Raw genomic sequence first — 7,731 nt, forward strand, 5'->3', positions numbered from 1 at the left:
GTGGCGCGATCTCGTTCCCTCAAGGCACGGCCACGCGCCGCGCCAGCGCCAGGCCCATCAGCACGAAGGCCGAGGTCACCTCCGGTCCGCCGACCAGGATACGCGTCGGCGTCTTCATCTTGTTCCATTCATAGGCGCGGTACGGATGCCGCCGGCCGCCCTCGCCGAAGCTCGTGACGAGGCAATGCACCGCCGGCGCGAAGCTCTCGAATTTGCCGCCGAGATGGCCGAGCGCGATCAGCGCCAGCGCGGCGTCGAACGGGTTCATCTCGCGGCCGATCAGCTCGTCCTCGACATAGGCCAGCACGCGCAACCGAATCAGCTCGAATGCGCCGTCGGGATCGATCGCCTGCCGTGCCGCCGGCGGCAGCGCCATGAAGGCGTGATAGCAGCGGCCGAAATAGGCGCAATACAGCTCCGGCAGATAATAGATGTGCGAGCGCGGATCGGCGAAGGCGCCGCTCGTCACCAGCCGCAACTGGAAGCCGACGATGCGCTGGATGAAGGCGAGGCGGGCCTGCGTCTCCAGGATCTGCCAGCGCGCGAGATTGCGGAACGACACTTCGAGCACGTCGAGATTCAGCGTCGGATCGAGATCGTTGCCATAGGGCCGCTCGCCGGCCAGGCTGTCGATCCAGGTCGCGACGCCACCATCGTAATCGACGTTGTCGTTGATCGGCACCGTCACGCGCGGCTCGTTGCCGCCGGCGCGCACCTGATAGCCGGCATAGAAATCCACCAGCGGCTGCGCGAGGATCGGATCATCAGAGCCGGCCTGGGTCGCGGCCGAGAACGAGCAGGCCGTGGTGTCGCAGTCCGGCACGTAGACGCCGAAGCCGAGGTCCTGCTTGATCTGGGTGAAGAAGCGCGAGAACCGCGGATGCGGGTGCGGCGCCAGCGCGGTGACGACGTTGTAGCTCTGGCCGTCGGCGCCGCGGACCTCTTCGCGGCTGGTCTTCAGACAGAAGTCGACCATCGCGGCGACAGCTTTGCGCGCCGCTGTCGCCTGATCGGATGTGGCCAGTCCGGTCTCGAGATAGCTCAGCAGCGCCTCGATGAAGAAGGCGTCGTAATAGGCCGAGCGGTGGCGGATCTGCACCGGCTCCCACATCGGCTCGGCGATGCCGCGCCACGGCGGGTTGATCACCGCGGCCGCCGGCGAGCGCGCGATGAAAACGCGGGCGAGATTGAACAGCAGGGTCGAGTTCTTGTAGCCGCGCGCGTCCAGTCCACGCAGCGCCATCAGCACCTCGCGTCCCTTCATGTCCGGATCGCCGATNGAGGTTGAAGGCCGCATAGGTCGGCAGAAAACCGTTGCGGGCGTAGGAGCCGAGCAGGTCGGCGCCGCAGGCGCGGATCACGCGATCGATCTCGCCGGCCGGCGGCATCGCGACGACGCCGGTCCGGCGCGGCGGCGCCGGATGATGCAGCGCGACGCTGTCGACCAGCGCGGCGACCGGGCGGCCGACCTCTTCCCAGTCCGGCGTCGAATTGTCGCGGGCGAGAACCAGCGCCTGGCGCAGCGCATTGAGGCGCCCGAGATCGTTGAGCTCAGGCAAGCCGGCACGGCGCAGCAGCGCGCGCAGCGCGGGGTTGCCGAGTGCGGTCCGGTAGAATTTCGACAGATGCGGGTCGCCACTGCCGGCGTGACGCAGAACGGGGTCGCACACCTCGTACAGCGAGGGCCCGTCCTTGCGGGCCGTCAAGGCGCGGCAGGCGGCGCCCGCAAAATACTGGAAACTCAACGTGAGGACTCGCGGTTGTCGAGCGGGACGATCGGCTTGCGCGGCCCGAAACGCCCGCAAGGCGGCTCGTCACGGGCATGCAGAGAGCCAAACTGGCATGCGGGACGGCCAAAGACAACGTGACCGGGGTCACTGCGGCGGCTGTGGATTTGGCCGCAATATGGCGCCCGGGCGGTTCCGTCGCGGCCGTTTGGAGATCGGCGCCATGGTTAAATTTGCGTTTCTCTTCAAGTGCTTGAAAAGTCAATGGTGTTCCTATGTTGCCTCGCTTGCGGGTTCGGGTTAAGCCTTTCTTCGTTGCGGTGCCGCAATTTGCGCGCAAAGTGACGACACATCGTCTCGCAACCCCTCAAACCTCAGAGGCGTCCACGCGACCAAAGGGTGCGCCCTTTGGTCGAGAGGATCGGCTCGGACCAGGATTGACGTGATGACCGCAAGGCAGCCTTCTCTCTCGCGGCGTTCGGCCGTGATCGCCGCCGCGCTTCTGTGCACGGTGTCGCTCGCGCTCGGCGCGCATGCTGCCTTGAACAAGCGGTCGACGGACGCCGGCAAGGCCGCCGCGACCGAGCAGAGCGCAGCCGCGGTCGGCAATGGCGCCCGCCTCGCCCTCGTGATCGGCAACGCGCACTATCCGGACGCCAATGCGCCGCTGGCCCAGCCGATCAACGACGCCCGCGCGCTCACCGGCGCGCTGCGCCGCGGCGGCTTTGACGTCGACGTCGTCGAGGATGCCACCAAGGAGGATATGAGCCGCGCCCTCGATCGGCTGAAGTCCCGGATCAGGCCGGACTCCGTGGTGATGCTGTTCTTCGGCGGCTACGCCATCCAGGCCGGCCGCGAGAGCTACATGATCCCGGTCGACGCCAAGATCTGGCGCGAATCCGACGTGCGCCGCGAGGGCACCAGCGTCGAGCGGTTCGTCGACACGGTCCGCGAGCAGGGTGCGCGCGCCAAGCTCGTCGTGCTCGACGCCTCGCGCCGCAATCCCTATGAGCGCCGCTTCCGCTCCTATTCGCATGGCCTGGCGCCGATCAATGCCCCGGCCAACGCGCTGATCCTGTCGTCGGCGACGCCGGGCAAGGTGCTCGACGATCCCAAAGATCGCAGCAACAGCATGCTGGTTTCCGAGCTGCTCAACCAGCTCGGCCGGACGCCGAGCGCCGAAGCCGTCTTCACCAAGACCCGCAACGCCATCGCCCGCAGCACCGATGGCGAGCAGGTGCCGATGGTGTCGTCGTCGCTGGTCGAGGACATCCGCCTGAGCGCGGACGTGGCGAACGCCGGCAGCTGAGACGGGCCATAGGGCCTCTCATCGTCTCTCTGAGATCTCGACGATCGCTCTTGTTGGTTGTCGTGCGGCAAATCGCGCCGCTTGCTCGCGGCCCAGCGCTGACAGGGCCGCCCGAGCCGTCGATGGCCGGCGCAAACCTCCCCCCGCTCTTTGCGGGGAGAGGTCGGATTGCGCAGCAATCCGGGTGAGGGGCATGGCACGAGCGGAGTCCAGATCTGAACTCCATCGGACGGGCCCGAGGGCGCCAAGGTGATTGGGCGACGGGCGCGCGGACCGCAGCACCTCCCGTGCGGCCGCCCCTCACCCCAGCCCTCTCCCGTGAAGAACGGGGAGAGGGGGGGGCACCGTCCGTGCCGCTCCCTCAATTGCTCGCCATCGCCGGCCGCACCGGGTCGCCTTCGCGCAGCAGAGCGCCGGCGCGGGTGACGATGATTTCGCCCTCGGCGAGGCCGTCCTTGATCTCGACCTGGCCGCCGGCCATCAGGCCGATCTCGACGCGCTTGGTCTCGACGCGCTGGGCGCGGACCACCTGCACGACGGTGCCGTCGGAATCGTAGAGGATCGCGGTCAGCGGCACCGCGACGCCGCAGCTCTGGCCGATCTTGATCACCGCGCGGCCGAACGCGTTCACCAGCAATCGCGCCGTGCCGTTGATCGCGATGAAGGCCTGACCGAGCTGGCTGTTCGGCTCAACGGTGGGCGCGACGCGGCGGATCTTGCCGTCGACCTCGCCGGCGCCGACGATGCGGATCCGCGCCGTCTGGTTGACCGCGAGCTTGCCGATCTGCGCTGATGGCACCAGCCCGACGAGGTCATATTCGTTGCGGGCGATGATCGAGAACAGCGCCTCGCCACGTCCCGAGGCGAACGCGCCGATGGTGGCTGACGACGACAGGATGGTGCCGGCGACCGGCGCCTGCACCATGACCGAGCCGCCCTCGGGCGGCGTCAGCCGCGCCAGGTTCTGTCCGGCCGTGACGGTGTCGCCGGCGTCGACCAGGATCTCGGCGACCTTCAGTCCAGGGCGGTCCGGCCGGATCGCGGTCTCGTCGCGGGCCAGCACCATGCCGGACACTTCGACGGTGTTATCGAAACAGGCCTTGGTCGCCTTGAGCACGCTGACGGCGGCGCCCCGGGGCGACTCGGTGGGGTCAGCGGCGGAGGCCGCCGGGGTCAGCGCCATCAGGCTTGCGGCGACCAGCGCCAGCGGGCGGGCCAAGGCGGCAACCGAGTCGGCAACTCCGGACTGTCCCATGCGACACTGATCCTTCGCGAACGCAATTCATTGAGCGGTCCTGGCCGGGATAACAGACGCGCGACCGCCGGGCCAGCAGACCCATCTCCTTGCATAGTCGCCGCACACGCCGGCGACGTTCATCGCCCGCTCGCGCACCGGCCGAACTTATCCGCAGCCGCCACGTTGATGCCGTCCTATCCGTTTGGGATCATCATCATGCATCGGCTCTGGATACCGCTCCTGCTCCTCGCGACGCTCGCGATCCCGGCGCGCGCTGCGGAGCTCACCGCGGATGCGGTCAACGGCGCCGAGCTGCGCAACCGGCCGCCCGCCGAGGACAAGATGGATCCGGTGGCGATCCGCGCCCAGGTGCTGCTCGACCGTGCTCATGTCTCGCCCGGCGAGATCGACGGCCGCTTCGGCGACAATGCCCGCAAGGCGCTGGCCGCGTTCGCGACCGCCAAGGGCCTCGCCAGCGGATCGAAGCTGACGCCGGAGCTGTGGGACGCGCTGCGCCAGGATCAGGCGCCGGCGATCGTCACCACCAAGATCACCCGCGACGATTTGAAGGGTCCGTTCCTCAAGAAGCTGCCGCGGCACATGGAGGACATGAAGGACCTGCCGCGGCTCGGCTACACCTCGCCGCGCGAGGCGCTGGCCGAGAAGTTCCACATGAGCGAGGCGCTGCTCAAAGCCCTCAATCCCAAGAGCAGCTTCGACAAGGCCGGCGAGGAGATCGCCGTCGCCAACGTCATCAAGCCCAACGAGACGGTGCCGGAGATCACCCGCCTCGACATCGACAAGCAGGCCGAGACCGTGCAGGCCTTCGACAAGGACGGCAACCGCGTCGCGGTGTTTCCGGCCACCGTCGGCAGCGACGACAAGCCGACGCCGATCGGCAGCTTCAAGGTCGAGTCGATCGATGCCAACCCGAACTACCGCTACAATCCCGACTACAAGTTCAAGGGCGTCAAGGCGCGCAAGCCGTTCGACATCAAGCCCGGTCCGAACAATCCCGTCGGCGCCTATTGGATCGGCCTGTCCATCGGCCAGGGCTACGGCATCCACGGCACCGCCGAGCCCTCCAAGGTCGGCAAGACCGAATCCCACGGCTGCGTGAGACTGACCAACTGGGACGCGACCTTCCTCGGCCAGCACCTGTCCAAGAAGGCAACGGTGGAGCTGCGGTGAGTGGTGAGCTTCATTGCGGCCCGCCATCCGGCTTCAATAGAGCCTGGTCGCATCGGCAATCTCCGCCGTCGTCCCGGCCTTGAGCCGAGACCCATAACCACAGGACGCAATTCGAGGCAGGCGCGGCGTCGCATCCTGCTCACCACAAGAGCCGCGGAGTATGGGTCCCGGCTCAAGGCCGGGACGACAGCGGTGGGTGATCAACTAACCCTGCCGTAGGCTGCGCAAAGGCGCTCCCGACGCTGACGAGCGCTGCGCGGTCATCGAAGCTTTGGCTTGGCGAGAGTTATCACGTCGCAAACGACCGCTTCGGCGCCACATGCAGCGCGTAGGCATCCGCCGCTTCGCTGACGCGCGGATACAGCTCCGTCACCAGCGGATCGTGCCCCGGAATGAATCGATCCGGATGTCCCGCCAGACGCTCGATGGTCTCCCAGCCCTGCGCCATGTCGCCGATGTTGTAGACGATCGGAAACGGGCTGCGGCGCTGCAGATTGGCGTAGTAATGCGCGGCGTCGGAGGCCAGCACGACCGGGCCGCGCGCGGTCTCGACGCGCGCCACCTGCAGCCCGTCGGAATGGCCGCCGACCCGGTGCACGGTGACGCCGGGCGCGATCTCGCCGTCGCCATTGTGGAAGGTGACGCGCTCGCCATAGACGTGGCGCACCATGGTGGTGACGTGCTCGACCGAGAACGGGTGGCGCAGCAGGCCGTTGCACATGCAGCGGCCCGTCGCATAGGCCATTTCGCGCTCCTGCAGGTGGAAGCGGGCGTTCGGAAAACGGTCGAGATTGCCGGCGTGGTCGTAGTGCAGATGCGTGACGATGATGTCGCGGATGTCGGCGGCACGGACGCCGAACGCCTCGAGCGCGTCGACCGGATTGCGGGTGAGCTTGCGGTTGCGGGCCTGCGCCTCCGCGGCATTGAAGCCGGTGTCGACCAGGAGGTCGCGACCGGGCGTGCGGATCAGCCAGACGAAATAGTCGAGGTCCTGCGCCGTGGTGTCGTGCGGATCGGGCTGCAGGAAGTTCATCTGCAGGCTGCGCGAGCCCATCGTGGCATAGCGCAGTGCGTAGATCTCGGCGGCGTTCCCCATGATGTCGTCCCGTTGGCTGGCTTGTTGTGGATCGGGTCTCGTGTCATCGAGCCACCGGCTCCGACCAAGGTCAACCGCGGTGCGATCGAACCGGGGCCGCCCCGGCGACGACACAGCGTGAGGCTTCTCACATTACAAGGCGCCGGTATCGCTGCATGGTCGGTCGCGTCGTCGAACGAAGGGATCGCGAGATGCTGTCGTCAGCGGCTGCCGCTCGCGAGGATTCTTCAGCTGCCGCAAGCAGTTGACGTGTCGTCACGGCGATTTGATAATGCCTGACGCGTGGGTTAATGTCGCCGCGGCGCAAGCTGGACGGCGCCTGTTTGCTGGACCGCTGGACCGCCATCGTGATGACTTTCCGCCTGCTGTTTCTGCTCGCCTTGATGGTCTCCGTCGCCACGTCGGTCGGGGTCTCCCGGCCCGCGCACGCCGCCGGCGACCGCTTCGCCCTCGTCATCGGCAATGCCAAATATCCCGATGCCGAGGCGCCGCTGAAGGAACCGATCAACGACGCGCGCGATCTGACCGACGAGCTGAAGCGCGACGGCTTCGCCGTCGAGACGCTGGAGAATGCGTCTGGAGATACGATGCGCCGCGCGCTCGAGCGGCTCTACGGCAAGATCAAGCCGGGCTCGGTGGCGCTGCTGTTCTTCTCCGGCTACGGCATTCAGTCGAGCCGCACCAGCTACATGATCCCGATCGATGCGCAGATCTGGCAGGAGGCCGATGTGCGCCGCGACGGCATCAGCCTCGAGCAGGTGCTGCAGGAGATCAACAGCCGCGGCGCCGGCGTGAAGATCGCGCTGCTCGATGCCTCCCGGCGCAATCCCTATGAGCGGAGGTTCCGGACCGCGTCCTCAGGCCTCGCGCCGGTGATTGCACCGAGCGGTACCCTGGTCATGTATTCGGCCGCGCTGTCCTCCGTCGTGTCCGATACTGGCCGCGACCGCAGCCTGTTCGTGCAGGAGCTGTTGAAGGAGATCCGCGTTCCCGACCTCACCGCCGAGGAGACGCTGAACCGCACCCGTGTCGGCGTCACCCGCGCCTCGCGCAGCGAGCAGGTGCCGTGGATCTCGTCGTCGCTGGCGGAGGATTTCTCGTTCGTCCCGGGTGCCGGCGGCCCGCGCCCGGCACCGCCGGTCGAGAGCAACGCGACGCCCGCGCCGGCTCC

The 7,731-nt window shown here is 67.6% G+C and carries 5 protein-coding genes and 1 pseudogene; 3 read left to right on the plus strand and 3 right to left on the minus strand.

Going from position 1 to position 7,731, the window contains the following annotated elements:
- Positions 1-19 precede the first annotated feature (19 nt).
- Positions 20-1,745: pseudogene (locus BRAO375_RS34200) on the minus strand (hypothetical protein).
- A 427-nt stretch (positions 1,746-2,172) separates the two neighbouring features.
- Between BRAO375_RS34200 and BRAO375_RS34205 the strand changes: the two are divergent.
- On the plus strand, positions 2,173-3,036 hold the full coding sequence (locus BRAO375_RS34205) for a caspase family protein (RefSeq protein WP_009031994.1): 864 nt from the start codon (positions 2,173-2,175) through the stop codon (positions 3,034-3,036).
- Positions 3,037-3,397: 361 nt separating this feature from the next.
- Here BRAO375_RS34205 and BRAO375_RS34210 read toward each other — a convergent pair whose 3' ends face one another.
- On the minus strand, positions 3,398-4,291 hold the full coding sequence (locus BRAO375_RS34210; RefSeq protein WP_052536188.1) for an efflux RND transporter periplasmic adaptor subunit: 894 nt from the start codon (positions 4,289-4,291) through the stop codon (positions 3,398-3,400).
- Positions 4,292-4,489: 198 nt separating this feature from the next.
- Here BRAO375_RS34210 and BRAO375_RS34215 point away from each other — a divergent pair, with 198 nt between their 5' ends.
- Entirely contained in the window at positions 4,490-5,464 is a 975-nt protein-coding gene (locus BRAO375_RS34215; protein ID WP_009031996.1) for a L,D-transpeptidase family protein, read from the plus strand.
- 289 nt (positions 5,465-5,753) lie between these two features.
- Here BRAO375_RS34215 and BRAO375_RS34220 read toward each other — a convergent pair whose 3' ends face one another.
- Entirely contained in the window at positions 5,754-6,560 is an 807-nt protein-coding gene (locus BRAO375_RS34220) for an N-acyl homoserine lactonase family protein (protein ID WP_009031997.1), read from the minus strand.
- Positions 6,561-6,910: 350 nt separating this feature from the next.
- Between BRAO375_RS34220 and BRAO375_RS34225 the strand changes: the two genes are divergently transcribed.
- On the plus strand, positions 6,911-7,731 hold an 821-nt coding region (locus tag BRAO375_RS34225; protein ID WP_035643577.1), incomplete at its 3' end, for a caspase family protein.

This window comes from Bradyrhizobium sp. ORS 375, from assembly GCF_000239775.1.
Lineage (GTDB): Bacteria > Pseudomonadota > Alphaproteobacteria > Rhizobiales > Xanthobacteraceae > Bradyrhizobium.